At 67.8% G+C, this 1,253-nt stretch carries 2 protein-coding genes; both read left to right on the top strand.

Annotation, left to right across the window (positions count from 1 at the left end):
- Positions 1-81 precede the first annotated feature (81 nt).
- Positions 82-795 (top strand): SDR family oxidoreductase, encoded by a 714-nt coding sequence (locus AB0M56_RS50595; RefSeq protein ID WP_364190871.1) that lies wholly within the window; start codon positions 82-84, stop codon positions 793-795.
- 36 nt (positions 796-831) lie between these two features.
- Positions 832-1,149: a nuclear transport factor 2 family protein gene (locus tag AB0M56_RS50590; protein ID WP_364190868.1), complete on the top strand. Its 318-nt coding sequence runs from the start codon at positions 832-834 to the stop codon at positions 1,147-1,149.
- The last annotated feature ends 104 nt before the right edge of the window (positions 1,150-1,253 follow it).

The raw sequence follows: 1,253 nt of genomic DNA, 5'->3' as shown, positions 1-1,253 counted from the left end.
GCGGCGGCAGCCGAGGTCGAGGAATCCCGTCCCGTCACCGAGCCCGTGCACGCGCTCGGTCGAACATCCGGAGGAAATGTCATGAGCATGCAGAATCAGAAGGTCGCCGTCATCACCGGGGCCTCGCAGGGTTTCGGCGCTGGCTTGGTCGAGGCCTACCGCAAGCTCGGCCACGCGGTCGTCGCCACCTCGCGCACGATCGCGCCCTCCGCCGACTCGGGCGTTGTCACTGTCCAGGGCGACATCGCCGACCCCGCCACCGCCGAGCGGGTGATCTCCGCGGCCGTCGAGCAGTTCGGCCGCGTCGACACCCTGATCAACAACGCGGGAGTCTTCGTCGCCAAGCCGTTCACCGACTACACCGCCGAGGACTACGCCACCTTCACCGGGATCAACCTGACCGGGTTCTTCCGTCTCACCCAGCTCGCCGTCGGTCAGATGCTCGCCCAGGGCGGCGGGCACATCGTCACCATGACCGCCAGCATCGTCGACAACGCCGACTCCCGTGTCCCGTCCGTCCTGGCCGCGCTGACCAAGGGCGGCCTGCAGGCCGCCACCAAATCCCTCGCCATCGAGTACGCCACTCGCGGCATCCGGGCCAACGCCGTCTCTCCGGGCACCATGCGCACCCCGATGCACGACCCGCAGATCCACGAGTTCCTCGACGGCCTGCAGCCCGTCGGCCGCATGGGCGAGATCGCCGACGTCGTCGAGGCGGTCCTCTACCTGGAGAACGCGCCGTTCGTCACCGGCGAAATCCTCCACGTCGACGGCGGCATCAGCGCCGGCCGCTAACCACACCCAACCCACACCACTCCGGAGAGCACCACCTTGAACCAGACCACCACCGACAACGAGACGATCCTGCGCGGCGTCCTCGACGGCTGGAAGGCCGCCGTCGACCAGCACCAGCCCGACCAGGTGGCCGCCCACTTCACCGACGACGCCATCTTCCAGGGAATGCACCCCTACAGCGTCGGACGTGCAGGTGTCGCCGCCTACTACGACTCCCAGCCACCCGGCCTGACCGTCGAGTACCAGGTCCTGGAGACCAGGCGCTCACCGACGACCTCGTCCTCGGATACCTCAACGTCAACTTTTCCTTCACCGACCGCCCGACGGCCAACGTCTACCTCAGCATCCTGCTGAAACGGACCGGAAACGGCTGGGCCATCGCCCTCTACCAAGTCTCCAAACTCGACCCGGACACCACCGGCGAAGACCCCGAGGGCCAGTAAGGGCCGAGGCCGGAC

It is taken from the genome of Amycolatopsis sp. NPDC051372, from assembly GCF_040682095.1.
Lineage (GTDB): Bacteria > Actinomycetota > Actinomycetes > Mycobacteriales > Pseudonocardiaceae > Amycolatopsis.
This window is presented reverse-complemented; position numbering and strand designations above follow the sequence as displayed.

Bases quoted from the DNA above. Each gene is read 5' to 3' on its own strand.
- AB0M56_RS50595 (WP_364190871.1), top strand. From the start codon at position 82: ATGAGCATGCAGAATCAGAAGGTCGCCGTCATCACCGGGGCCTCGCAG.